21 protein-coding genes are annotated in these 24,117 nt (G+C 69.5%); 10 read left to right on the forward strand and 11 right to left on the reverse strand.

Annotation, left to right across the window (positions count from 1 at the left end; genetic code table 11):
- Window positions 1-344: 344 nt before the first annotated feature.
- The 3 genes from ACTMVF_RS30225 to thyX form a co-directional block, all read right to left on the reverse strand.
- Window positions 345-2,030 (reverse strand): ribonuclease J, encoded by a 1,686-nt coding sequence (locus ACTMVF_RS30225; protein ID WP_441274275.1) that lies wholly within the window; start codon window positions 2,028-2,030, stop codon window positions 345-347.
- 155 nt (window positions 2,031-2,185) lie between these two features.
- Window positions 2,186-3,085, reverse strand: coding sequence for a 4-hydroxy-tetrahydrodipicolinate synthase (gene dapA / locus ACTMVF_RS30230; RefSeq protein WP_441274276.1), 900 nt, complete (start codon window positions 3,083-3,085; stop codon window positions 2,186-2,188).
- Window positions 3,086-3,297: 212 nt separating this feature from the next.
- A complete protein-coding gene (gene thyX, locus ACTMVF_RS30235; protein WP_441274277.1) occupies window positions 3,298-4,038 on the reverse strand; it encodes an FAD-dependent thymidylate synthase in 741 nt (246 codons plus the stop codon).
- 175 nt (window positions 4,039-4,213) lie between these two features.
- Here thyX and ACTMVF_RS30240 point away from each other — a divergent pair, with 175 nt between their 5' ends.
- Together ACTMVF_RS30240 and ACTMVF_RS30245 are read left to right on the forward strand one after the other, a co-directional pair.
- The gene (locus tag ACTMVF_RS30240; protein WP_441274278.1) at window positions 4,214-4,450 is read left to right on the forward strand and encodes a hypothetical protein; all 237 of its coding nucleotides are present in this window, start codon (window positions 4,214-4,216) and stop codon (window positions 4,448-4,450) included.
- A gap of 124 nt (window positions 4,451-4,574) precedes the next feature.
- Window positions 4,575-5,129, forward strand: coding sequence for a hypothetical protein (locus tag ACTMVF_RS30245; RefSeq protein WP_441274279.1), 555 nt, complete (start codon window positions 4,575-4,577; stop codon window positions 5,127-5,129).
- Window positions 5,130-5,233: 104 nt separating this feature from the next.
- Here the strand turns inward: ACTMVF_RS30245 and ACTMVF_RS30250 are convergent, their stop codons facing one another.
- The 6 genes from ACTMVF_RS30250 to eccD form a co-directional block, all read right to left on the reverse strand.
- Window positions 5,234-5,686: a hypothetical protein gene (locus tag ACTMVF_RS30250; RefSeq protein ID WP_441274280.1), complete on the reverse strand. Its 453-nt coding sequence runs from the start codon at window positions 5,684-5,686 to the stop codon at window positions 5,234-5,236.
- A gap of 14 nt (window positions 5,687-5,700) precedes the next feature.
- The gene (dapB, locus tag ACTMVF_RS30255) at window positions 5,701-6,453 is read right to left on the reverse strand and encodes a 4-hydroxy-tetrahydrodipicolinate reductase (RefSeq protein WP_441274281.1); all 753 of its coding nucleotides are present in this window, start codon (window positions 6,451-6,453) and stop codon (window positions 5,701-5,703) included.
- Window positions 6,454-6,481: 28 nt separating this feature from the next.
- The gene (locus ACTMVF_RS30260; protein ID WP_441274282.1) at window positions 6,482-7,861 is read right to left on the reverse strand and encodes a M16 family metallopeptidase; all 1,380 of its coding nucleotides are present in this window, start codon (window positions 7,859-7,861) and stop codon (window positions 6,482-6,484) included.
- Window positions 7,858-10,077: a polyribonucleotide nucleotidyltransferase gene (locus ACTMVF_RS30265; RefSeq protein WP_441274283.1), complete on the reverse strand. Its 2,220-nt coding sequence runs from the start codon at window positions 10,075-10,077 to the stop codon at window positions 7,858-7,860. Before ACTMVF_RS30265 ends, ACTMVF_RS30260 begins: the two co-directional genes overlap by 4 nt.
- A 331-nt stretch (window positions 10,078-10,408) precedes the next feature.
- Window positions 10,409-10,696, reverse strand: coding sequence for a 30S ribosomal protein S15 (gene rpsO / locus ACTMVF_RS30270; RefSeq protein ID WP_062701899.1), 288 nt, complete (start codon window positions 10,694-10,696; stop codon window positions 10,409-10,411).
- A 199-nt stretch (window positions 10,697-10,895) separates the two neighbouring features.
- Window positions 10,896-12,353, reverse strand: a complete 1,458-nt coding sequence (gene eccD / locus ACTMVF_RS30275) for a type VII secretion integral membrane protein EccD (RefSeq protein ID WP_441274284.1) — start codon at window positions 12,351-12,353, stop codon at window positions 10,896-10,898.
- A gap of 276 nt (window positions 12,354-12,629) precedes the next feature.
- Between eccD and eccCa the strand changes: the two genes are divergently transcribed.
- The 6 genes from eccCa to ACTMVF_RS30305 all read left to right on the forward strand — a co-directional run bounded on the left by eccCa (window position 12,630) and on the right by ACTMVF_RS30305 (window position 21,517).
- Window positions 12,630-16,571 carry a type VII secretion protein EccCa gene (gene eccCa / locus ACTMVF_RS30280; protein WP_441274285.1) on the forward strand — a complete coding sequence of 1,314 codons (3,942 nt, stop codon included), beginning with the start codon at window positions 12,630-12,632 and terminating at the stop codon, window positions 16,569-16,571.
- A 179-nt stretch (window positions 16,572-16,750) separates the two neighbouring features.
- The gene (locus ACTMVF_RS30285) at window positions 16,751-17,137 is read left to right on the forward strand and encodes a hypothetical protein (protein ID WP_441274286.1); all 387 of its coding nucleotides are present in this window, start codon (window positions 16,751-16,753) and stop codon (window positions 17,135-17,137) included.
- 137 nt (window positions 17,138-17,274) lie between these two features.
- The gene (locus ACTMVF_RS30290; protein ID WP_441274287.1) at window positions 17,275-17,592 is read left to right on the forward strand and encodes a DUF397 domain-containing protein; all 318 of its coding nucleotides are present in this window, start codon (window positions 17,275-17,277) and stop codon (window positions 17,590-17,592) included.
- Between the two features lie 123 nt (window positions 17,593-17,715).
- Window positions 17,716-19,680 (forward strand): ATP-binding protein, encoded by a 1,965-nt coding sequence (locus ACTMVF_RS30295; protein WP_441274288.1) that lies wholly within the window; start codon window positions 17,716-17,718, stop codon window positions 19,678-19,680.
- Window positions 19,681-19,795: 115 nt separating this feature from the next.
- On the forward strand, window positions 19,796-21,124 hold the full coding sequence (locus ACTMVF_RS30300) for an SUKH-4 family immunity protein (RefSeq protein ID WP_441274289.1): 1,329 nt from the start codon (window positions 19,796-19,798) through the stop codon (window positions 21,122-21,124).
- Window positions 21,125-21,208: 84 nt separating this feature from the next.
- The gene (locus ACTMVF_RS30305) at window positions 21,209-21,517 is read left to right on the forward strand and encodes a hypothetical protein (protein ID WP_441274290.1); all 309 of its coding nucleotides are present in this window, start codon (window positions 21,209-21,211) and stop codon (window positions 21,515-21,517) included.
- A gap of 62 nt (window positions 21,518-21,579) precedes the next feature.
- Here the strand turns inward: ACTMVF_RS30305 and ACTMVF_RS30310 are convergent, their stop codons facing one another.
- Window positions 21,580-22,017, reverse strand: a complete 438-nt coding sequence (locus tag ACTMVF_RS30310; protein ID WP_441274291.1) for a hypothetical protein — start codon at window positions 22,015-22,017, stop codon at window positions 21,580-21,582.
- Between the two features lie 154 nt (window positions 22,018-22,171).
- Here ACTMVF_RS30310 and ACTMVF_RS30315 point away from each other — a divergent pair, with 154 nt between their 5' ends.
- Entirely contained in the window at window positions 22,172-22,828 is a 657-nt protein-coding gene (locus ACTMVF_RS30315; RefSeq protein WP_441274292.1) for a hypothetical protein, read from the forward strand.
- Window positions 22,829-22,925: 97 nt separating this feature from the next.
- Here the strand turns inward: ACTMVF_RS30315 and ACTMVF_RS30320 are convergent, their stop codons facing one another.
- Window positions 22,926-23,153, reverse strand: a complete 228-nt coding sequence (locus tag ACTMVF_RS30320) for a hypothetical protein (RefSeq protein WP_441274293.1) — start codon at window positions 23,151-23,153, stop codon at window positions 22,926-22,928.
- A gap of 275 nt (window positions 23,154-23,428) precedes the next feature.
- Here ACTMVF_RS30320 and ACTMVF_RS30325 point away from each other — a divergent pair, with 275 nt between their 5' ends.
- Window positions 23,429-24,010, forward strand: coding sequence for a hypothetical protein (locus ACTMVF_RS30325; protein WP_441274294.1), 582 nt, complete (start codon window positions 23,429-23,431; stop codon window positions 24,008-24,010).
- Window positions 24,011-24,117: the final 107 nt, after the last annotated feature.

Genomic DNA, 24,117 nt, shown 5'->3' on the forward strand with positions numbered 1-24,117 from the left:
GCTGTTGAGTTCTCAAGGAACGGACGCTTCCTTTGTACTCACCCTCTCGGGCTTTCCTCCGGGCGCTTCCCTTCGGTCTTGCGTTTCCGACTCTATCAGATCTTTTCTCGATCCGATTTCCTCGGTGCTTTCCAGGTTCTCGCTTTCGCGTTTCCCTTTCCGGCGGCTCCGACTTTATCAGAGATTCTGAGTCGGAATTCCCGCCCCCTTCGGGGACTGGTTCCGGCGCACGAGGTGGCCGGGTTCCCGTTCGGGCGGAGCCGTAAACGTACTGGAGCGGGGCGCCCCGATGCAAATCGAGGCGCCCCGCTCCGGGTTCAAACGGTCGTGCGTCCGACGGGCCGTCAGACCTCCACCACGACAGGGAGGATCATCGGCCTGCGTCGATACGTGTCCGAGACCCACTTGCCCAGGGTGCGGCGCACCAACTGCTGCAGCTGGTGGGGTTCGACCACACCGTCCTGCGCCGATCGCTCCAGCGTCTCCGTGATCTTCGGGATGACGTCCCCGAAGGCGGTGTCCTCGATGCCGGAGCCGCGGGCCTGAATGTGCGGGCCGCCGGTGATCTTGCCGGTGGAGGAGTCCATCACCACGAAGACCGAGATGATGCCCTCGTCGCCCAGGATCTTGCGGTCCTTGAGCGCCGGTTCGCCCACGTCGCCGACCGAGAGACCGTCGACGTACACGTAGCCCGCCTGCACCTTGCCGGAGATCTTCGCCTTGCCCTCGATGAGGTCGACGGCCACGCCGTCCTCGGCGATCACGATCCGGTCGTGCGGAACGCCGGTCAGGGCGCCCAGTTCGGCGTTGGCGCGCAGGTGGCGCCATTCGCCGTGCACGGGCATCAGGTTCTTCGGGCGGCAGATGTTGTAGAAGTACAGCAGCTCGCCGGCCGAGGCGTGGCCCGAGACGTGGACCTTGGCGTTGCCCTTGTGGACGACGTTCGCGCCCCAGCGGGTCAGGCCGTTGATGACCCGGTAGACCGCGTTCTCGTTACCGGGGATCAGGGAGGACGCCAGGATCACGGTGTCGCCATGGACGATCCGGATCTGGTGGTCCCTGTTCGCCATCCTCGACAGGGCTGCCATCGGCTCGCCCTGCGAGCCCGTGCAGACCAGCACGACCTCGCTGTCCGGGAGGTCGTCGAGCGTCTTGACGTCCACCACCAGGCCCGGGGGGACCTTCAGGTAGCCCAGGTCCCTGGCGATGCCCATGTTGCGGACCATCGAGCGGCCGACGAAGGCGACCCGGCGGCCGTACTCGTGGGCGGCGTCGAGGATCTGCTGGATGCGGTGGATGTGGCTGGCGAAGCTGGCCACGATGATCCGCTTGCGGGCGCCCGCGAAAACCTGTCGCAGGACGTTGGAGATGTCGCGCTCGGGCGGAACGAACCCCGGGACCTCGGCGTTCGTGGAGTCGGAGAGGAGGAGGTCGATGCCTTCCTCGCTCAGCCGTGCGAACGCGTGCAGGTCGGTCAGGCGGTTGTCCAGCGGGAGCTGGTCCATCTTGAAGTCGCCGGTGTGGACCACCATGCCGGCGGGTGTGCGGATGGCTACCGCCAGGGCGTCCGGGATGGAGTGGTTGACCGCGACGAACTCGCAGTCGAAGGGGCCGATGCGCTCGCGGTTCCCCTCCACCACCTCGAGGGTGTACGGGCGGATGCGGTGCTCCTGGAGCTTGGCCTCGATGAGGGCGAGGGTCAGCTTGGAGCCGATCAGCGGGATGTCCGGCTTCTCGCGGAGGAGGAAGGGGACGCCGCCGATGTGGTCCTCGTGGCCATGGGTGAGGACGATGCCCTCGATGTCGTCGAGGCGGTCCCGGATGGACGAGAAGTCCGGCAGGATCAGGTCGATTCCGGGTTGCTCCTCCTCTGGGAAGAGCACTCCGCAGTCGACGATCAACAGGCGACCGCCGTACTCGAAGACCGTCATGTTTCGGCCGATTTCGCCGAGGCCGCCGAGCGGGGTGACCCGCAGGCCGCCCGCGGGGAGCGGCGGGGGCGCGCTGAGTTCAGGATGCGGATGACTCAAAAGACTCTCCTCACCACGCGCGCCACGTACCGGTCGGGCACGTGGCGCGCGTGACGTTCGTGCAGAAGCAGTTGTCGTTGTGGGGTGCAGGCACCGGTGGCCCGCTTATTCAGTTGTGAAGTCTGGTGCGCGCCCCGGGCGCGCGAAGTCTGGTGCTAGAGCTGTACCCCGCCCGCAGCAAGATCGATCTTGAGCTGCTCGATCTCCTCGGGTGAGCACTCCGCCATGGGGGCGCGCAGCGGTCCGGCCGGCAGGCCCTGGAGGGCGAGCGCGGCCTTGGTGGTCATGACGCCCTGGGTGCGGAACATGCCGGTGTAGACCGGGAGCAGCTTCTGGTGGATCTCGGTGGCCTTCTGGACGTCGCCGGAGACGTATGCCTCGACGAGCGCGCGCAGGTCCGGGGTGACCACGTGGCCGACGACCGAGACGAAGCCGACCGCGCCCACGGAGAGCAGCGGCAGGTTCAGCATGTCGTCGCCGGAGTACCAGGCGAGGCCGGAGCGGGCGATGGCCCAGCTGGCGCGGCCGAGGTCGCCCTTGGCGTCCTTGTTGGCGACGATCCGCGGGTGCTCGGCGAGGCGGACGATCGTCTCGGTGTTGATCGGGACGCCGCTGCGGCCGGGGATGTCGTAGAGCATGACCGGCAGCTCGGTGACGTCGGCGATGGCCTTGAAGTGCCGGTACAGGCCCTCCTGAGGGGGCTTGTTGTAGTACGGCGTGACGACCAGGAGGCCGTGTGCGCCCACCTTCTCCGCTGTGCGGGCGAGCTCGAGGCTGTGGTGGGTGTCGTTGGTGCCGACGCCGGCCACGACGTGGGCTCGGTCGCCGACGGCCTCCAGTACCGCTCGTACGAGGTCCGATTTCTCCGCGTCGCTGGTGGTGGGCGACTCACCGGTGGTGCCGTTGATGATCAGGCCGTCGTTGCCTGCGTCCACCAGGTGCGTGGCGAGCCGCTGCGCGCCGTCGAGGTCGAGTGCGCCGTCCGCCGTGAAGGGCGTGATCATGGCGGTGAGGACCCGCCCGAAGGGGGTCTGCGGAGTGGAGGTCGGAGCCATGGGTTACACGCTACTCGTTGCGCACGGCCTGGTCTGCCCTCGGGGGGTTCGGAAAAGTCCGGACAAAGATGGAGCCCGGCACTGCCTGCTCGGGGGTTCAAGCAGTGCCGGGTCCGTTTGATCAGGCTAGATGAACTTCTCTAAATGCCGCAATACGGACACCTTGTGAGGCTGGGCCGTGCGGCCCTGCCCGGCCGGGGAACCTGGGTGCGTTACGGCGCCACACGACCGTTCGCATTGAAGGCGGCGTACGTCAGCGGCATGAGCTTGGCCCACTCCGCCTCCATCTTCTCGCCGACCATCTCGATCTCCCGCTGCGGGAAGGACGGGACCTTGGCCAGCTCGTGCTGGGTACGCAGACCGAGGAAGTGCATCAGGGAGCGGGCGTTGCACGTGGCGTACATCGAGGAGAACAGGCCGACCGGGAGGACAGCGCGGGCGACCTCGCGGGCGACGCCCTGCGCGAGCATCTCCTGGTACGTCTGGTACGCCTGGCGGTACGACTCCTCCATGGCGTGCTGCACGAACTCGTGCTGCTCGGGGGTGCCCTCGACGAACACGTACTTGCCGGGTCGGCCCTGCTGGACGAGCTTGCGCGAGGCGTCCGGCACGTAGAAGACCGGCTGCAGCTCCCTGTACCGGCCGGACTCCTCGTTGTACGACCAGCCGACGCGGTGCCGCATGAACTCGCGGAAGACGAAGATCGGGGCACTGATGAAGAACGTCATGGAGTTGTGCTCGAACGGGCTGCCGTGCCGGTCCCGCATGAGGTAGTTGATCAGGCCCTTCGACCGTTCCGGGTCCTTGTTCAACTCATCCAGGGACTGCTCCCCGACGGTCGACACCCGGGCCGCGAACAGCACGTCGGAGTCGGCCGCGCTGTGTTTGACCAGTTCGACGGTGACATCGCTGCGCAGATCGATCTTGAAATCGTCGTCGGGGGTGGGGGTCACGGTTCGGAGGGTCCTTCCCATCTCGTCTCTTGGCGACGCCACTCTACGGCCCACCAAACGGGACGTTCGCTGGCGGGACCGAAGGAAATCGGTGAAACCGGGCACCTTTTGGGGCACTCGCTCGTCTGTGTTGATGACAGTGATTCTTTCGATCCCGAGGGGAGACGCACCACCCATGTTCCGTCGGCGCGAGCCCGTCCCGTTCGCCTTTCTTGCCGAGGCCGACAGGTTCCGCAGTGATGTCACTCCCCCACCTCGTGAGCGGGCGTCCGCAGGTCAGATAGCCGGGCACTGGCTGCTGGGCCTCACCATCGTCGCCGCGCTGGTCGGCTCGCTGGTGGTCGGCATGCCGGCGCTGTCCACCGACACCGCCACGCCGACTCAGCAGTCACAGGCCTCCCAGGGGCGCTGACTCCTCCCCCACTGCCTGAATGGCGTGGGAGGTACCCCCATGGCCCCCCAAGGGTGGTGAGCAGGGACACCGGTCGATAACCTCACCGGGCACAGCCCAAGCATGGATTGAGTGAGGACCAGCCGTGCCCCTGCCCTTCCTGACGGCCGACCGCGCATTCGAGGCAGCCGATGACGTCGCGCTGCCCTTCGACGACCGTGACCGCTGGCGGCGTCCTTACCGTCCCGGGCCGTGCCGGGTGGGCGTTGCGGCGCTGTGGTTGCTGCTCGCCTCGTATGTGCTGTTCGCGGCCGTCATCATCGCCCTGACCGGGACGCTGACCGAGGCCGGTGTCGTCTTCGGTATCGCGCTGCTCGTCATCGCCGGTGCCCTGCGGCTGCTGCGGATGGGTGTGTGGGTGAGCGCGCACGGGCTGCGCCGGGTGGGCTTCCTCGTCACACGTACGGTGCCCTGGGAGCAGGTCGTCGCCGTGCGGACGGTGCAGCAGCCGGTGCGCTGGCTGGGGTTGCCGCGCACCGTGCAGGGGCAGGCGCTGATGCTCGTACGGCGGGATGGGGCGGCGGATGACATGCCGACGCTGATGACCACGCACAATGCGGACTTCCTGGGGCGGGTCGCGGCGTTCGACCGGGCCACCGACGCGGTCGAGGCGTGGGCTGCGGAGAACACGCGCGGCTGAGCCCGACAGGTACGCCGAAGGGGCCGGTCCGCGGTGAGTGCGGGCCGGCCCCTTCGGTGTACGGCTGAGGAGTCACCGCAGGGCTTGGGCGGCTGTCTCCGGGCTCAGGCCTCGACGGTCCTGCCGTCGTGCAGGGCGATGGCCCGTTGCATCGCCCTGCGGGCACGCGGGGTGTCGCGGGCGTCGTGGTAGGCGATGGCGAGGCGGAACCAGCTGCGCCAGTCCTCGGGGGCCGCCTCCGTCTCGGCCTTGCGCCGGGCGAAGACCTCGTCGGCCGAGTCGCGGTCGATACGGCCGCTGGGGGTGCGCTTCAGCTCGTCGACGGGCAGGCCGCCCTCGGCGTCGAGTTCGGCGGCCAGCGCGTTGGCCCTGCGGACGAACTGGGTGTTCTTCCACAGGAACCACACGCCGATCACCGGCAGGATCAGCACCGCCACGCCGAAGGTGACGGTGAGCACCGTGCCGGACTGGATGAGCATCACGCCGCGGCTGCCGACCAGGACGAAGTAGACGACCAGGACGGCGGCCGTTATGGCGTAGGAGAGTTTCGCGCGCATCGGTGAGTCTCGTGTCAGCCGAGGTCCAGGAAGTGCTCCAGGCCGAAGGTCAGGCCCGGAGTGGTGACCACGCGGCGCGCGCCGAGCAGGATGCCCGGCATGAAGCTGCTGTGGTGGAGGGAGTCATGGCGGACCGTGAGGGTCTCGCCCTCGCCGCCGAGGAGGACCTCCTGGTGGGCCAGGAGGCCACGCAGGCGGACGGCGTGCACCGGGATCCCGTCGACGCTGGCGCCGCGCGCGCCGTCGAGGGCGGTCTCCGTGGCGTCCGGCGCGGGGGCCGTGCCGGCGGCGCGGCGGGCCTCCGCGATGAGCTGGGCGGTGCGGGTGGCGGTGCCGGACGGGGCGTCCACCTTCTTCGGGTGGTGCAGCTCGACCACCTCGACCGACTCGAAGTAGGGCGCGGCGATCTGCGCGAACTTCATCGTCAGGACGGCCCCGATGGAGAAGTTCGGCGCGATGAGCACACCGGTCTGCGGGGACTCGGCCAGCCAGCCCTTCAGCTGCGCGAGGCGCTCGTCGGTCCAGCCCGTCGTACCGACGACGGCGTGAATGCCGTGGCCCACGCAGTAGTCGAGGTTGGCCATCACCGAGTCCGGCGTGGTCAGTTCGACGGCGACCTGGGCGCCCGTCTCCGCCAGGGTCTCCAGCTTGTCGCCCCGGCTCAGGGCGGCGACCAGCTCCATGTCCTCGGCGGCCTCGATCGCCCGTACGGCCTCGGAGCCGATGCGGCCCTTGGCACCGAGGACCGCCACGCGCAGCTTGCTCATCTCTTGTGCTTCCTTCACCAGGGGATGGTCAGGCGACCGCGTCGTGCAGCCGGGACGCCTGCTTGTCCTTCAGCGGGCCGATGACCGACAGCGAGGGCCGCTGTCCCAGGATCTCGCGGGCGACCGAGCGGACGTCGTCCGGGGTCACGTCCGCTATCCGGGCCAGCATGTCGTCGACGGACATCTGCTCGCCCCAGCACAGCTCGCTCTTGCCGATGCGGTTCATCAGCGCGCCGGTGTCCTCCAGTCCGAGGACCGTGGAGCCGCGGAGCTGGCCGATGGCGCGGCCGATCTCGTCGTCGGACAGGCCGTGCTCGGCGACGTGGTCGAGTTCGTCGCGGCAGATCTTCAGCACGTCGTGGACCTGCGAGGGCCTGCAGCCCGCGTACACGCCGAACAGGCCGCAGTCGGCGAAACCGGAGGTGTACGAGTACACGCTGTAGGCCAGGCCGCGCTTCTCGCGGACCTCCTGGAACAGGCGGGAGGACATACCGCCGCCCAGCGCCGTGTTCAGGACGCCCAGGGCCCAGCGGCGCTCGTCCGTGCGGGACAGGCCGGGCATGCCGAGGACGACATGGGCCTGCTCGGTCTTGCGGCCGATGAGCTCGACGCGGCCCGCGGTGCGCAGGGCGCGGCGGCCCTCGCGCGGGCCGATGGGCGTGGCGTCCAGGTTCTTGAGGGCGCCCGCCTTCTCGAAGGCCGCGCGGACCTGTCGTACGACCTTGTTGTGGTCGATGTTGCCCGCGGCCGCCACGACCAGGTGGGTGGGGTCGTAGTGCTTTTTGTAGAAGCGGCGGATGCGGTCGGCGGTGAGGGCGTTGACCGTGTCGACCGTGCCGAGGACCGGGCGGCCGAGGGGGTTGTCGCCGAACATGGTGTGTGCGAACAGGTCGTGCACACAGTCGCCCGGGTCGTCCTCGGTCATGGCGATCTCTTCGAGGATGGCGCCCCGCTCGACGTTGACGTCCTCTTCGAGGATGAGGGAGCCCGTCAGCATGTCGCAGACGACGTCGATCGCGAGCGGCAGGTCGGCGTCGAGCACGCGCGCGTAGTAGCACGTGTACTCCTTCGCCGTGAACGCGTTCATCTCGCCGCCGACGGCGTCGATGGCGGAGGAGATGTCGAGGGCGGACCTGCGGGCGGTGCCCTTGAAGAGCAGGTGCTCCAGGTAGTGCGTGGCGCCGTTCAGAGCCGGGGTCTCGTCGCGGGAGCCGACGTGCGCCCAGATGCCGAAGGTCGCGGAGCGGACCGAGGGCAGGGTCTCGGTGACGATGCGCAGGCCGCCCGGGAGGGTCGTCTTGCGGACCGTGCCGATGCCGTTGATGCCCTTGATGAGAGTTTGGGTACGGGCGACGGCCCGCGCCTCCGAAGAGGTGCGGGCCGTCGCCGTGGAGCTACTCGACGTCACTTGTCGGTGTCGTCCTTGTCCTCGGAAGCGTCCTCTTCACCCTCGATCACGGGGATCAGGGAGAGCTTGCCGCGGGAGTCGATCTCGGCGATCTCGACCTGGACCTTGGCGCCCACGCCGAGCACGTCTTCGACGTTCTCCACGCGCTTGCCGCCGGCCAGCTTGCGGATCTGCGAGATGTGCAGCAGACCGTCCTTGCCCGGGAGCAGCGAGACGAACGCACCGAAGGTGGTCGTCTTCACGACCGTGCCCAGGTAGCGCTCGCCGACCTCCGGCATCGTCGGGTTGGCGATCGAGTTGATCGTGGTGCGGGCGGCCTCGGCGGCCGGGCCGTCGGAGGCACCGATGTAGATGGTGCCGTCGTCCTCGATCGTGATCTCGGCGCCGGTGTCCTCCTGGATCTGGTTGATCATCTTGCCCTTGGGGCCGATGACCTCACCGATCTTGTCGACCGGGATCTTCACGGTGATGATCCGCGGCGCGTTCGGGGACATCTCGTCCGGCGTGTCGATCGCTTCCATCATCACGTCGAGGATGTGGAGGCGGGCGTCACGGGCCTGCTTCAGGGCGGCGGCCAGGACGGAGGCCGGGATGCCGTCCAGCTTGGTGTCGAGCTGGAGGGCGGTCACGAACTCCTTGGTGCCGGCGACCTTGAAGTCCATGTCGCCGAAGGCGTCCTCCGCACCGAGGATGTCGGTGAGGGTGACGTAGTGCGTCTCGCCCTCGATCTCCTGGGAGATCAGGCCCATGGCGATACCGGCGACGGGGGCCTTCAGCGGCACACCGGCGTTCAGCAGCGACATGGTGGAGGCGCAGACCGAGCCCATGGACGTCGAGCCGTTGGAGCTCAGCGCCTCGGAGACCTGGCGGATCGCGTAGGGGAACTCCTCGCGCGTCGGCAGGACCGGCACGAGGGCGCGCTCGGCGAGGGCGCCGTGGCCGATCTCGCGGCGCTTCGGGGAGCCGACGCGGCCGGTCTCGCCGGTGGAGTACGGCGGGAAGTTGTAGTTGTGCATGTAGCGCTTGCGGGTCACCGGGGAGAGGGTGTCCAGCTGCTGCTCCATGCGGAGCATGTTGAGGGTGGTGACGCCCAGGATCTGGGTCTCGCCACGCTCGAACACCGCGGAACCGTGCACGCGCGGGATGGCCTCGACCTCGGCGGCGAGCGTGCGGATGTCCGTCACGCCACGGCCGTCGATGCGCTTCTTCTCCTTGATGACGCGCTCACGGACCAGGGTCTTGGTCAGCGAGCGGTACGCGGCGGAGATCTCCTTCTCGCGGCCCTCGAACTCCGGCAGGAGCTTCTCGGCGGCGAGCGCCTTGACGCGGTCCAGCTCGGACTCGCGCTCCTGCTTGCCGGCGATGGTCAGCGCGGAGGCGAGCTCCGGCTTGACGGCGGCGGTGAGGGCCTCGAGGACGTCGTCCTGGTAGTCCAGGAAGATCGGGAACTCGCCGGTCGGCTTGGCGGCCTTCGCGGCGAGGTCGGCCTGGGCCTTGCACAGGACCTTGATGAAGGGCTTCGCGGCCTCGAGACCGGCGGCGACGACCTCCTCGGTCGGGGCCTCGGCGCCGCCCTTGACCAGCTGGATGGTCTTCTCGGTGGCCTCGGCCTCGACCATCATGATCGCGACGTCGCCGTCCTCCAGGGTGCGGCCCGCGACGACCATGTCGAAGACGGCATCCTCGAGCTCGGTGTGCGTCGGGAAGGCCACCCACTGGCCGTTGATCAGCGCGACGCGGACGCCGCCGATCGGGCCGGAGAAGGGCAGACCGGCCAGCTGCGTGGACGCGGAGGCGGCGTTGATCGCCACGACGTCGTACAGGTGGTCGGGGTTGAGCGCCATGATGGTGGCGACGACCTGGATCTCGTTGCGCAGGCCCTTCTTGAAGGACGGGCGCAGCGGGCGGTCGATGAGGCGGCAGGTGAGGATGGCGTCCTCGGAGGGGCGGCCCTCACGGCGGAAGAAGCTGCCGGGGATCTTGCCGGCGGCGTACATCCGCTCCTCGACGTCCACCGTCAGGGGGAAGAAGTCGAGCTGGTCCTTGGGGTTCTTGGAGGCGGTGGTGGCCGACAGCACCATGGTGTCGTCGTCCAGGTACGCCACGGCGGAGCCGGCGGCCTGCTTGGCCAGGCGGCCCGTCTCGAAGCGGATGGTGCGGGTGCCGAAGGAGCCGTTGTCGATGACGGCCTCGGCGTAGTGGGTCTCGTTCTCCACTAGCGTTTTCTCCGTTACTTGTCGTCTTTTGTCCCGTCGCTGCCCGTGTGGCAGGGGGACGGTGGCGGAGAAGCGCTCCGTGCGGTGCGGGCCGGTCTTCGATCGAAGCACCCGGGGCTCACTTCCCCCGGGGGCCACTACCGAGGACCGGCGGCGGCTAGGCGCGCTTCTCCTCTTCTTGTCGTGCTGTGTCGTCCGTATTGCGTTGTGCTACCACACTACAAAGCGTGTGTGACACTCCGCATGTTTCCGCACGCACGGTTGACGTTCCGCACGTACAGCAAAGGGAGCGGCTCCCGATCTCTCCGGGAACCGCTCCCCTCACGGCGTCTTACTTGGCGCCCGCCGCACCACGGCGGATGCCGAGGCGGTCGACCAGCGTACGGAAGCGCTGGATGTCCTTCTTCGCCAGGTACTGGAGAAGGCGGCGACGCTGACCGACCAGGATCAGCAGACCACGACGGGAGTGGTGGTCGTGCTTGTGGGTCTTGAGGTGCTCGGTCAGGTCCGAGATCCGGCGCGAAAGCATGGCGACCTGGACCTCGGGAGAGCCGGTGTCGCCTTCCTTCTGACCGAACTCGGTGATGATCTGCTTCTTCGTAGCGGCGTCGAGCGGCACGCGTACTCCTCGTAGTCTTTGAGTGGCCACCGAGTGCCCCCGGTCTTTGTCTCGGGGGAGCTTCCGTTACTCGGGAGGCGGGGATCCGCTGGGCGCGTCCCCCAGGCGAACCCGGAGGCGCGTACACAAACGGCCGTCACACAGCGTACCAGCACGCAGGCGCGCCCTTGACAGGCGGTCCCCGGCGGCGCCGCGCCGGTCAGAGACCGCCGCGGACCTTGGCGTAGATGTCGAGGACGGCCAGGCAGATCGGGACCAGGGACAGCAGCACCAGCGAGTCGGCGAGGTCGAGCATGCGGCCCCAGAAGGGGGAGAGCCCCTTCTTCGGCACGATCAGGGCGATCGCGATCAGGAGCAGCACGCCGACGCCGACCGAGGCGCCGAGCCACAGGGTCCGTACGTTGACCGGGCCGGAGTTGTTCCGGAGCAGTTCCATGATGATGTCGGCCGGGGGCGAGATCGCGAGGCCGAGGACCAGCAGGGCGAGGGTGACGACACCGGCCACGAACAGGCAGGTCACCTGGGCGGTGTAGCGGAACAGGCGGGCCCGCAGCATCGCGGCGAGGCCGGTGCACAGAGCCAGCAGCTGGGCCCAGCCGCTGCTGCTGAAGCCGAGCACCGCGCCGCCCGCGCCGATGATGACGGCGGCGCAGCCACCGACCAGGCCGAGCAGCAGTTCGTGGCCGCGGCTGGTCTGGGCGACGATGCGCTGGACGTCGACGGCCTCGAGGTCGCCCTCATTGCCCTCGCGACGGGCACGGGCCAGGTCCTCGGGGTTGCGGAAGCCGATCGGCAGCTTGGCGAAGCGGGCCGACCAGCCGGGCAGGAAGCCGACGACCGCGAGAGCGACGACCGAGGTACCGGCGGCGATCTCGCGCGGCTGCGCCTCGGTGAGCACCCCGCAGAACACGGCGAGCGTGCCGATCGCGGAGGCCAGTGCGGCGGCCACGAACGGGGCGTCGCCCTGCGGCAGCAGCATGATCAGTACGACGGAGAAGAGCAGTACGGCAACGCAGCCGACGAGGAACTGGATCCGGCCGGGGCCTTCGCCCGGGTCCTGGGCGATGGCGCCGGAACCCGCGATGAGCGCGTGCGGCAGCGCCGAGATGCCGAGCGCGACGGCGGAGCCGCGGTCGTCGTACACCCGGGCCCGTACGCCGGCGAGTGCCGTCAGGGCGAGCGCGGTCACGCCGGCGAGGATGCCCTGGAGGCCGTGCATGTCGTGCCGGATCGGGTCCGCGAACCAGAAGACGAAGCCGAGCATGATCAGCAGCAGCGACCCCGCGACGAGGCCGGCGACCCGCATCAGGTTGTCGTTCCAGCTGCGCATGTCCTGCTTGACCGCGGCGGCGATCGCGTCCACCACGTCGTCGTGGACGGCCGGTGGCAGCGAATCGGCGAAGGTGCGCAGCAGCAGCACCTCGCCGTCCCTGACGCGGTGCTCGAGCAACGAACGGCTCGCGTCGAGCACTTGGCCCTCGCGGGTCACAAGGTGATAACCGGCGGGGCTGGCGTCCGACTGGACCAGGCCCGAGAGCCTGATGATCTCGGGAAAGAGGTCCTGGATCGGCAGGTCCTCCGGCAGCGCGACATCTACACGGCTGTCCGGTGCTGCGATGGTGATTCGGCAGAAACCTGTCGAAGTCCCCGTGCTCACCTGGTGTTCCCCCTGCTAGACAAGGCTTCCTCACGCCGCTCGTACGACGCGGAGCGCCACCATATCCGTTGCCGTACCGGCCACAGGACCTACCTCCCCCATTCCTCCCAGGACCTGCGCCGCATCTCCATCCGCCTGCCTCACTCGGGCACTGAGCGCATCAGTAGGATCGACGCCTACGCGAACGACGCCTACGCGAACGAGAACACGTCGCGGTACACGGGGGCGTCGGTGCCAGGACGTATCACGTATCAATCGCGAAGGATGAGTGCATCGGTGAGCGTCGTCATCATCAAACGACCACCGCGGACAGTGCCACCGGCCGTCCCGGACGGCGAGGTCAAACTCGAGACGCCGCCCGAGATTCCGCGCGAGGGCGACGACAGCATGCTGATGAACATGCTGCCCATGATGGGCATGCTTGGTTCCGTCGCCTTCTTCTTCACAGCCGGCCAGTCCTACATGAAGGTCGTCGGCGGGCTCATGCTCGCCTCGACCCTGGCCATGATGATCGCCCAGTTCGCCAAGGCCCGCCAGGGGCCCGGCGCCGGCATGGCCCAGGACCGGCGGGACTACTTCCGCTATCTCGAGCAGGTCCGCAAGGACGTGCACAAGACCGCTGAACTGCAGCGGCGCAGCCAGCTGTTCCAGCATCCCGACCCGGAGCAGCTCTGGGCGGTGGCGGCCGACAGCAAGCGGCTGTGGGAGCGGCGCCCGGTCGACGCGGACTTCGCCTCCGTACGGATCGGCCGCGGCACCCAGCAGCTGAACACTCCGCTCGTCGCGCCGGAGACGGCTCCCAAGGACGAGTTGGAGCCGCTGACCGCGGCGGCCATGAAGGCCTTCCTCGACGCGCACGGCAGCCTGCACGACCTGCCCGTCTCCATCTCGCTGCGTGCCTTCTACCACGTGACGATCTGTGGAGAGACCGACACGGTCTACGGCAACGCCCGCGCGACCCTGTCCCAGCTGGCGACGCTGCACTCGCCCGAGGACCTGATGATCGCCGTGGTGGCACATCCCTCCGCGGCGACGGACTGGGACTGGATCAAGTGGCTGCCGCACAGCCAGCACCCGAAGGCGAAGGACGGGGCGGGCTCGGCCCGGCTCCTCTTCGACGACCTCGGCGAGCTGGAGGAGGCGCTCGCGGACCAGTTGGACGACCGCCCCCGCTGGAACCGTGAGGCGACCCCCGTCTACGACCAGCCGCACCTGATCGTGGTGCTCGACGGCGGCACCGTGCCACCGGACTCCGAACTCGCCGGCGCCGAAGGCCTCCAGGGCGTCACCTTCCTGGAGATCGCCCCCGGCGAACTGGAGGAGGAGCTGCGCGCCGGTCTGACGGCCTATGTGAAGCCTGACCGGATGCGGCTGTTCGTCGGCCACGAGTCGGCGTACACCGGCAAGCCCGACGTGCTCAACCCGGCGCAGGCCGAGTCCCTGGCGCGGCAGTTGGCCCCGTTCCGGGTCGGCTCGGCGGAGGAGGGTGAACCCCTCCTGTCCAACCTGGACTTCACCGACCTCATGGGCATCGGCGACGCGGGGACGGTCGATGTCTCCCGCACCTGGCGTCCGCGCACGCTGCACGAGCGGCTGCGGGTGCCTATCGGCGTCGGCGAGAACGGCGAGCCGGTCATGCTGGACCTCAAGGAGGCCTCGCAGGAGGGCATGGGCCCGCACGGTCTGTGCGTCGGCGCCACCGGTTCCGGTAAGTCCGAGGTGCTGCGTACGCTGGTGCTCGGTCTCGCGGTGACGCACTCCTCGGAGACGCTGAACTTCATCCTCGCGGACTTCAAGGGTGGTGCGACCTTCGCCGGCATGGCGGACATGCCGCACACCGCGGCCGTCATCACCAACCTCGCCGACGACCTCACCCTCGTCGACCGCATGCGCGACTCGATCATGGGTGAGACGCAGCGCCGCCAGGAGCTGCTGCGCTCGGCCGGCAACTACGCCAACCTGCACGACTACGAGAAGGCCCGGGCCGCGGGCGCCGCGCTGGAGCCGATGGCCTCGCTGGTGATCGTGCTCGACGAGTTCTCCGAACTCCTCACGGCCAAGCCGGACTTCATCGACATGTTCATCCAGATCGGCCGTATCGGCCGATCGCTCGGCATCCACCTGCTGCTGGCCTCGCAGCGCCTCGAAGAGGGCAAGCTGCGCGGCCTGGACACCTACCTGTCGTACCGGATCGGTCTGCGTACGTTCTCCGCCGCCGAGTCCCGTACGGCGATCGGTGTCCCGGACGCCTATCACCTGCCGTCGATCCCCGGCTCCGGCTATCTGCGGTACGACACCGACACCATGGTCCGCTTCAAGGCGGCGTACGTGTCGGGGCCGTACCACGGCGAAGGCCCGTCCCGGGTGCACCGCTCCACTCAGCTGCGGCCCGCGCTGTTCTCGGCGGAGCACGTGGCGCTGCCCCCGCAGCCGGTGATCGAGGAGCCGGAGCCCGACAACCGGGTGGACGACGCGCTCGCCGACACCGTCCTGGACGTGCTCGTCGGCCGCATGATCAACCAGGGCCCGCCCGCCCACCAGGTGTGGCTGCCCCCGCTGGACGAGGCGCCCTCGCTGGAGCAGCTCCTCCCCCAGCTCGCCGTCAGCCCGGAGCGCGGTCTCACCGCGCCCGACTACACGGCGCTCGGCCGGCTCAACGTGCCGGTCGGTCTGGTGGACAAGCCGTTCGAGCAGCGGCGTGACGTGCTGTACCGGGACTTCTCGGGCGGTGCGGGTCACGGTCTGTTCGTCGGTGGTCCGCAGTCCGGCAAGTCGACGCTGCTGCGCTCGCTCATCTCGTCGTTCGCCCTCACCCACACGCCGTCCGAAGTGCAGTTCTACTGCCTGGACTTCGGTGGTGGCGGTCTGATCTCGATGGAGGAGCTGGCGCACGTCGGCGGGGTCGCCAACCGTCTCGACGCCGAGAAGGTGCGTCGCACGGTCAGCGAGGTCGAGGGGATCCTCAACGCGCGCGAGGAGTACTTCCGCGCGAACAACGTCGACTCGATCCAGACCTACCGTCAGCGCCGGAACGCGGGGCAGCTGCCCGACCAGCCCTGGGGTGACGTCTTCCTCGTCATCGACGGCTGGGCCACGTTCAAAACGGACTACGAGATGCTCGAGGCCACCGTCACCGAGATCGCCACGCGTGGCCTCGGCTTCGGTGTGCACGTGATCCTGACGGCGAGCCGCTACACCGAAGTGCGGCCCGCGCTCAAGGACATGCTGCAGAACCGCATCGAGCTCAGGCTCGGTGACCCGACGGAGTCGGAGATCGACCGCAAGGTCGCTCAGAACGTGCCCGCCACCGTCCCGGGCCGTGGTCTGACCCAGGACAAGCTGCACTTCATGGCGGCGCTGCCCCGCGTGGACGGCTCCTCGGAGACGGAGGACCTGTCCGAGGCGCAGTCGATCCTCATCCGCGGCATCAACGACAACTGGCAGGGCAACCACGCTCCCGCCGTACGACTGCTGCCCACCATGCTGCCGTCGGACCGGCTGCCCAAGGGCTTCGAGCACCCCGACCGCGGTGTCGCCATCGGCATCGACGAGTCGTCGCTCTCGCCGGTCTTCGTCGACTTCGAGACGGACCCGCACTTCATCGTGTTCGGTGAGAGCGAGTCCGGTAAGTCCGCGATGCTGCGGCTGCTCATCAAGCAGATCTGTGAGCGGTACACGCCGGACCAGGCGAAGATCGTCATGGGTGACTACCGGCGCGCCCACCTGGAGGGCGTCCCGGAGACGCACCTGTCGCGCTACTGCGCCTCGGCGCCGGCCCTGTCGGAGACGCTGGAGGGCCTGGCCGGCTCGCTCAGCCGCCGTATGCCGGGCCCGGACGTGACACCCGAGCAGCTGCGCAACCGCAGCTGGTACAGCAGCCCGGACGCGTTCGTCATCATCGACGACTACGACCTGGTGGCGACCGGCGTGAACCCGCTGGCCCCGCTCCTGGAGTACCTGCCGTTCGCCCGTGACGTCGGCCTGCGCATCATCATCGCGCGCGCCTCGGGCGGTGCCAGCCGGTCGCTGTACGAGCCGGTGATGCAGCGCCTGCGCGAGCTCGGCGCCCAGGGCATCGTGCTCTCCGGCGACCGCGCGGAGGGCGCGCTGCTGGGCAACATCACGGCGACCCAACTGCCGCCCGGCCGTGGGTACTTCCACACGCGCCGCCGCGGTGGGCAGCTGATTCAGACGGGGTGGCTGCCGACTCGGTTCTGAGCGGCGGCGGCTCGACGATCGGTCCGGCCGGAGGGGCGGTACCCGCTTGGGTGCCGCCCCTCTTCGTTGTCCGCGGGGCCGGGTGCCCGTGGGGACTGGGTATCGTCCGGGCGCCGCCGTTAAGGTGGAGTCGCGACAGAAATGACGAGCCACGGGGGGCAGTTGTGCCGTCGGACTACATGGACTCCGATCCTGAGGTACTGAAGACCGAGGGATTCCACCTGTTCAACACGGGCGTGGAGTTCGCCAAGGCCGTGAAGACGCTCACGACCGGGCTGGGCGCCCTCGAGAAGGGCGACACCCCGCCGTGGGGTGACGACGACATCGGCGAGAAGTTCGGAGTCGTCTACGAGGGTTTGCGCGACGGCATGTACGACTCGATGGGCAGCCTGGCGGAGCGGATCGCCGGGATGGGGGCCGCCTTGGCCAAGATGGGCGTCGCCCACGAGCAGAACGAGGCCGCACAGGACGCCATCTGGAAGGACACGATGGCCCAGTACGACGGCCAGGTGAAGATGCCGCCCGGGGTCGCGTACGGCGAGATCCACACCCGGCCCGCGACCTGAGGCCTGCCGCCTGAGCCGGTCACCTGAGCCGGTCACCTGAGCCGGCCACCTGATCCGCAACGCACCTGTGGCGGTCCACCCGCGCCAGTAGGGTGAGACACACACTTCGTTCGCACGTCAGGAAGAGGCCCAGCAGCATGACCGAGGCACGGGACAACGAGGTCGCGACTCAGGCCGAGGACATCAAGGCGCGTAAGGAACGGGAGCGGGACGAGCTCTACGCCCTCGACATCTCGGGAGTCGAGTGGCACTGCGCGCCCGGTACCGAGGAGCACGAGGAGCGCGTCGAGATCGCGTACCTGCCCGAGGGGGCGGTGGCCATGCGGTCGTCCCTGGACCCCGCCACCGTGCTGCGGTACACCGAGGCGGAGTGGCGGGCGTTCGTACTCGGGGCGCGGGACGGGGAGTTCGACCTGGAGCCGACGCCGCGCAATGGTGGGGTGGTGGCGGAGTAGGTCGGCTTCGGGGGTCGCCTTCGGCGTTCGCAAAGGGGTCGTCCACTCGCCCCCGGGCCCGGCTCGGCGCCTAAGATCAGGGTCGTACGCGAAGGCGTCCGCGACAGCGGAGGACGGGGACCCATGACCGGCTCGACCGAGGACTACGCACCGCACCCCCACATAGGCGGCCGGGCCGCCGCACTGCGTGCGCTCACCGCTTGGCGCGGGGCCGCGCCCGGCGCTCCGCGCGTGGTGGTGGTCACCGGCGGCTCCGGCAGCGGGCGTTCGCGGTTGCTCACCGGCTTCCTGATGCTGTGTGAGCCGGAGTACCGCAAGCAGCTGCCGCTGGACGAGATGGACCCGTCGACGGTGCCGCCGGAGCTGCCGGCCCCGGCGGTACCGGCCCCTGAGGGATTGACCGCGGCCCAGGTCCTGTGGCTGCTCGCCGACCACTACGAACTCGACGCCACCAGCACCCGGGGGGTGTACGCCGAGCTGGCCGCACTCGACGAACCGGTGACCGTCGTCGTACCGGACGTCGACCGCGCCGGTCCGGTACGGGCAGCGGGCGAGCCCGCACGGCTCGTACGGGAGGTGCTCGTCCCCCTGGCCGTCACGGAGACGGTCCGGCTGCTGGCCGAGGTGCCGCGCCCGCTGGTCGCCGAGTTGGCCGAGGGTCTGCCGTCGGGCACCGTGCAGATCATCGATCTCGACGAGCCGGAGTGGGCCGACCCCGAGGGTCTGGTGCTGCACGCGCAGGCGGCGCTGAACCCGGAGTTCGGGGCGCCCGAGCTGCCGTTCACCGTGGATCCCGCCGCCCGCCTCGCTCTGGGAGCGGCCATCGGTCGCCGGGCCGGGACCAGTCCGCTGGTCGTCCAACTCGCCGTCAACTGCATCCTGATGGCTCCGGAGGGCTTCGACCCGGCCGACGAGAGGCACTTGCCGACCTCTATCGGGGAGGCGCTGGACCTGCATGCCGAGCGACTCGGCGCCGACCCGCGGACGCTGCGGTCCCTGCTGGCGCCGCTTGCCCTGGCCGAGGCCGACGGCATACCGGTCCAGCTGTGGGCGCGGCTGGCGAGCGCGGTCGCCGGGCAGGACATGAGCCAGGCCATCGCGGGCGGGATGCTGCTCGCCGGGCCCTTCGTGCAGCCCGAGGAGCAGGAAGCGGAACCGGAAGGGGGCGCGGCAGAGGGCGAGCAGGGGGAAGGCGGGCGCACGCTGCTGCGGCTGCTGCACCCGGCCCTCGGTGATGAGATCCGCGCCGGTCTGCCGAACGTCGCCGCTGCTCAGACCCAGATCGCGATGGCCCTGCTGGAGGCTGTGCCGGAGCAGGACTGGAGCAAGGCCGACCCCTACGTACGCGACCACATCGCCGGCCACACCCTGGAAGCCGGACTGCTGCCCCAACTCCTCACGGATCCCGCGCTGTTCGTCCACGCCGACCCGGTGCCCCTGCGCGCCGCCATCGAGGCCGTACCGGCTGAGAAACTCGGCGCACCGGCCCGTACGTACCTGCGTACGGCACCCCTGCTGACCCGCACCCAGGCGCCCACCAGACTGCGTGCCGCCCTGCTGGAGACCGCGTTCGTCGAGGACGGCCTGCCGGAGTACGCCGAGGCGATTCACCAGCGACTCGGCCTGGATCTGCCCTGGCAGACCCTGTGGAGCCTGTCCGTGCCCGGCGTCAGCGCCGTGACCGTCGGCAGCCTGCCTCACCCCGAGGGACCTGCCACCCCGGTCGCCGTGCTGGTCGTACCCGCGGGCACACCTGGCGCACGGCCGGTCGGTGCGCCCGGCGAGGAGTCCGGTTCCGCGGTGCTCGTCCGTGGCCTCGTACAGCCTGATGACCTCGGCGACGCCGATCCCGAGCAGGTTCTTCGCCCCACGGAGGAGGAACGTGCCGCCGCCCCGCTGGGCCTGAGCCGCGGCGCCGACTACCTGCGTGTCTGGGACCGGGCGGATCAGGAGGTCGTGGCCGCGCTGATCTCCGACACACCCTTCACCGCGGTCGACCTGTCCCCCGACGGCATCCTCCTCCTCGCCACCGAGCGCGGGGCGAAGGCCCTCCGCATTCGCGCGGCGGGCGCGGGGATAGCCTCGTAGACACGTGCGAGACCCTCGTGAGCCTCGTAGAGGCCGCGACGCGGGGCCCCGTCCCTCCCGGTCGCCCGCACCAGCCGCCTCACCCGCAACCGACCCACTTCGAAGGAGCCTCCCCGTGACCAGCCAGGAGCAGGCGCTCGCCATCGCCGACCGTTGGCTCAACCCGGAAGGCTCCGCGGAGCCACGCCGCGAGGTCCGGATGCAGGAGTTCGACCTGGGCTGGGTCGTGTGGGCGGCGCCTGCGGAGCCCGAGCGTGACCCGGTCACCGGGGAGCGGCGGCCGCCCGCCGAGATCGGCAACGCGTGCGGGGTCGTGGACCGCCGTACCGGCGAGCTGACGGTGTGGCCCTCGGTGCCGGTCGACGAGGTCGTCCAGATGTACCGGCAGAAGCACGGCGGCGCGGCACAGGGCGCGGGGTCGCCGGAAGGTGCCCGTCCGGTCACCGGGCCGGGCAACACCGCAGTCTTCACGTACGTCGACCCGGCGAACGGCGAGGAGACCACCCTCTTCCGCACCTCCGCTCCGGGCCTGTCTCCCGCCGAGTACCAGGCGTGGATGGAGCTGCGGCGGATGAACGTGCCCGCCGACAATGTCGTGGCCGTCCACACCGACCTGCGCCCCAGCCTGCTCCCCGGCGGTTACACGGCCGAGCTCCTCAACTCCTTCCCCAACGCCCAGCTGTCCTGCTCGCAGACCTACGGGGCCCGTCCCGAGGCGCGTGCGGAGGGCATCGCGGCGCTGGTCGAGCAGGTCGAGACCATGCACCGGATGGCCGGCCAGCAGCCGCCGCCCCGCCCGCACCGCCTGCCGGTTCCCGCGCAGGTGACGCCCGCGGAGCCGATGCGTGACGTGGCCCTGGGCCGCCATCTCGTCGAGGTCTTCGGCGAGGACGGCGTACGACGTCACGACGCCGACGACGTGGCCGAGAGCCAGTTGCCCGAGGCCGCGAAGTCGTCGCTCACCTGGGCAGGGCTCCCCGCCGACCTCCCGCTCTTCTTCACCGCAGACCGGCCCGACGCGCCTCCGGCCGGCGGCCTGTTCACCGACGTCGCCACGAATCTGCGCGAGCGGCGCAGCCCGGCCGGTGAGGAGAAGATCGGCGCCCTGTCATACCTGACCCGGATCGGCTTCGACGGTGTCGCGGTCGTCGCGGTGCAGTGCCTGCCGGGGACGGGGCAGCCGGACGGCCTCGGTGCCGTGTGGGCGGTGGATCCGGTCACCGCCGCGGCTCGCTACGTCAACGTCTCGGTCGCCGCGTTCGCCCGCTCCCTGGCTCTGCTCGCCACCGCACGGCAGCGGATGCAGGGGCTGGATCCGGTCGCGGCCGGTGCGGAAGTGGCCGCGTTGCAGGAGCAGTTGGCGGCTGTGGACGCGTCTGCGCTGGGGAACGTCGAGACGTGGTGGTCGCTGGTGGTCGAGCAGATGTGGCACGGATTGTTCTGACCGGTCGCCGCCCGGCCCTCTTTGCCTCTCACCACCGAGACAACCAAACGACAGAGGCGACAGAGACGACCAGGAGAGCGACCCGTGACTTCGGACACCCCGGCCACACCGCCCGCCACCTCCGAGCAGGCCCTCGACATCGTGCGCAGCCGCTATGCGCAGCCCAAGCTGCCGGACGGCACCCCTGCCGAGCTGCGCGTCGAGGAGTTTGACATCGGATACCTGGTGTACGCGGTGTTCCCGCCTGTCACGGACACCGCCGGGCGGCCGCAGCCCGCTCCGCCCGGCGGCAGCAAGATCGTGGTCTCCAAGGAGAACGGGGAGACCGTCACCGTCCCCAACCATCCGACTGAAGCTGCCATCGCGCTGTACCGGAAGCAGCGCCAGGGGTAACTCGTACGGCGCCGTTCATAACTCGTACGGCGCGGGTCACAACTCATACGGCCTCCGCGTGATCAATACAGCGAGAACCCTCCGCTGTGCCGCCCCTGGTTCTTCTTCCCGGACTGCGAGCCCTCGCCCTCCGACCGCCTCGGCTCGGACGACCCGGAGGACGGGCCACCGCCGGCGATGGGTTCGCCGTGCCTGACCTGATCGCGTTCCTCCTCCGACAGTGACTCCCACTGGCCGCGCAGGGACGCCATGCCTGCGCCCAGTGCGCGTGACACCGCCGGGTCGTCCAGTGCGTCGCGCAGGGCGAGGCGGCCGGAGAGCAACTTCTTGGCCGCCTCCTGCATGTCCTTGCCGGCGGCGTCGGTCTCGGACAGCTTGCGCAGGGCGGAGTTCAGGGAACGGATCTGCTCCGGTTCGAGTGCCTCGTCGAGCACACCGCGTTCCTGTGAAGAGCCGTGTGGGGTGGGTGAGTTCGGTGAGTTCTGGGGGTTCCTGGTCATGATCGCTTCTCCTCGCCTCTCGACACCTGAAGTATCTCCCGTCCCACACGGGTGCCATGCTGGGGTCGGGCCAATGCCTCACTGGCCGAAGTGGAGAAGGACCGAACGCGGAGTAGGACCGAGGAGTAAGACCGAGGAGAAGGAACGCATCGTCATGGATCGGACGCACGGCACAGGAAGCGGCACAGGCGTCGACCGTTCCCTCACCGGTCTCGTCGGCGGAGCCTTCGGACGCCTCGGGCGGGCGGGTGGCCTGGTCTTTCTGCTCGCGGGACTCGCCCTGAGCGGATTCGGCGCGTACGAGGGGGCGTACGCGGCGGGTTGGGCGGGCACGCCCGGCACCCTGACGGTGCAGCAGTGCCAGGTGAGCTATCCGAGCAACGCCTCCCGCAGCAGCCGTAAGAACCGCCGTCCCGTCCGCTGCGAGGGCACCTTCGTCTCGGCGGACGGCAAGCGTACGGACGCGAATGCCGCGGTTCAGGTCAGGCGACAGTACGCGCAGGGCGCCGAGTTGGCGGTGCAGCAAAGCGACCCGCCGACGGCGGCGGGCGCGACGGATGCCGAGTACGTGCAGACCGGCATGGACCGGGCCTGGCGCTGGTTCGGTGCCTTCTTCGGTGGCTGGGTCCTCACGGGACTCGGCGTCTTCTGCCTCGCCACCAGGTTCGCGCCGTTCGGGCGGAGCCGTATCTCGTTCGACGCGGCTTGGGAGGCGGCGGGGAGGGGCGGGACGCGGTCGGTCGTGCTCGGGATGATCGGGGTGGGGCTTGTCGGCGCCGGGGTGTCGTTCCTGGTCAGCTACCTCTTCTGACAGGTCTTCTGACGCGACTTCTGACCGCAGCCCTACGGCTGCCCGCAGCAACCTCAGCCCCCGCAGTCTCCGCAGTCTCCGCAGTCTCCGTACAGAATCAGGGCAGCGCATCCGCCAGCGACGCGCCCGCCGCCGCCAGAATGATCGCCATCATGGCCCATCGGGTGCGGGCGCGCCGTGCCAACTCCACGCTGAGGCCGGCGAAAGCGAGACTCACGCCGTAGACGACGGTTCCCACGCCCGCCGGCGTACCGCTGTTGAGACGTCCCACGATCACGACGAGACAGACCAGCGCCACCAACGCCCCGGCAGCCATGAGACCCACGCGAGCGCTCCGCGCCTGCTCCGACCGCTGTCTCGCGAACCCCGGATCCGATTGCCGTGGGAAGCTAGCTCTGAGTTCGTCCACGCCGGGCGGGGTCGGATCGCCCCCACCGCCTCCCACCTGCGTCTGTACCTGTTCCCCACCGTGTCCCCGGCCGTGCGTCGTCATGAGGAGGGAGCGTAGGTCAATTCGCTAAGCTCACGCACCATGTTGCCTTCGCACACGCCCTCCCCGCGCCGGATGCCACGGTCATACGCACCGGCCGCCGCGGTGCCATGACCGGGCTCCCCTGCTCCGTCCTGCTCATCGTGCTGGGCGCGGTCGGCCTCTTCGGAGCTGTCGTGGTTGCTACCGGGAACCAAAAGGGCACGGCCAGCCCGGCAGGGTATGCGGGTCTCGTGTTCATGCTGCTGCTCGGGGCGCTCGGCGTGTGCCTGTTCGTCGTCCACTGGGCGAACCGCCGCACCCGGGTAGTCGTCGACGCCACCGGCCTGTGGGTCGAGAACGGAAAGCACCGCGCCGTCATCCCCTGGCAGGGCCTCGCCGGAGTCGCCCTGTACTGGAGCAAGTACGGCCGCCAGACCGTCTACTCCTTGGAACTGTTCCCGACCGGCCCCATCGACCGGGACGACCCCCTCCTGTGGACCCTCGTTCGGGACGAGGAGCCGCTACACCCCGACCTGCCCCGCCTGCGCCACCGTCTCCCCTTCCCCGTCCCCTGCCGTCAGGAGCTGGTCTCGGCGGTCCAGCAGCGCGTCCCGCACCTCTGGCTCGGCGAGTCCGAGCGCGCGGAGGGGCACGTCGGCCGACCCGACGCCAAGGGACACCGACAGCGCGCCCAGGGCCGTACCCAGTGAACGGCCGGCCTCGTACCGCGCTCCTCCGGACAACCACGGCGGCCTGCAACGGACTTGTGACAGCAAACCCCTGAAGTCACCGGCAGGTGAGTCCGTAAACTTTGCGG

The organism is Streptomyces sp. SD31 (assembly GCF_052068475.1).
Taxonomy (GTDB): domain Bacteria; phylum Actinomycetota; class Actinomycetes; order Streptomycetales; family Streptomycetaceae; genus Streptomyces.

Bases quoted from the DNA above. Each gene is read 5' to 3' on its own strand.
- ACTMVF_RS30310 (WP_441274291.1), bottom strand. From the start codon at position 22,017: ATGACCAGGAACCCCCAGAACTCACCGAACTCACCCACCCCACACGGC.
- ACTMVF_RS30290 (WP_441274287.1), top strand. From the start codon at position 17,275: ATGACCGAGGCACGGGACAACGAGGTCGCGACTCAGGCCGAGGACATC.
- dapB (WP_441274281.1), bottom strand. From the start codon at position 6,453: ATGAGCAAGCTGCGCGTGGCGGTCCTCGGTGCCAAGGGCCGCATCGGC.
- dapA (WP_441274276.1), bottom strand. From the start codon at position 3,085: ATGGCTCCGACCTCCACTCCGCAGACCCCCTTCGGGCGGGTCCTCACC.
- ACTMVF_RS30240 (WP_441274278.1), top strand. From the start codon at position 4,214: ATGTTCCGTCGGCGCGAGCCCGTCCCGTTCGCCTTTCTTGCCGAGGCC.
- ACTMVF_RS30325 (WP_441274294.1), top strand. From the start codon at position 23,429: ATGACCGGGCTCCCCTGCTCCGTCCTGCTCATCGTGCTGGGCGCGGTC.
- ACTMVF_RS30250 (WP_441274280.1), bottom strand. From the start codon at position 5,686: ATGCGCGCGAAACTCTCCTACGCCATAACGGCCGCCGTCCTGGTCGTC.
- ACTMVF_RS30315 (WP_441274292.1), top strand. From the start codon at position 22,172: ATGGATCGGACGCACGGCACAGGAAGCGGCACAGGCGTCGACCGTTCC.
- ACTMVF_RS30295 (WP_441274288.1), top strand. From the start codon at position 17,716: ATGACCGGCTCGACCGAGGACTACGCACCGCACCCCCACATAGGCGGC.
- ACTMVF_RS30285 (WP_441274286.1), top strand. From the start codon at position 16,751: ATGGACTCCGATCCTGAGGTACTGAAGACCGAGGGATTCCACCTGTTC.